Consider the following 296-nt stretch of genomic DNA (forward strand, 5'->3'; position numbering starts at 1 on the left):
CTCCTGGCGCTCCAGGGAGGCGTACACGAACAGGCGGGCCAGATCGAGCAAGTTGAGGGTCTCGATGGCGTCCTTCCAGTCGGCGTTGTACACCAGACTGTCGTCGGCGCAGGCCATGCGGGGCACGTCCTCGGTCATGATGCGATCGAGCTCGGCCTTGGCCTCCTCGAGCACCTCCGTGGGACGGGAGGGGCGAGCGGCCTGGGCGCAGGCGTACTGGATACTGCGGCGCACGGTGATGGGGCGGATGGGGTCGTCGGTCTGACGGGTGCGCAGATCCTCCAAACGCTCGATCT

1 pseudogene is annotated in these 296 nt (G+C 67.2%); it reads right to left on the minus strand.

The window, feature by feature from the left end:
- Positions 1–296 (minus strand): annotated as a pseudogene (locus NE591_RS14750) (succinate dehydrogenase/fumarate reductase flavoprotein subunit); the annotation flags it as partial.

This window comes from Adlercreutzia sp. DFI.6.23, from assembly GCF_024462535.1.
In the GTDB taxonomy this organism is placed as follows: Bacteria; Actinomycetota; Coriobacteriia; order Coriobacteriales; family Eggerthellaceae; genus Adlercreutzia; species Adlercreutzia rubneri.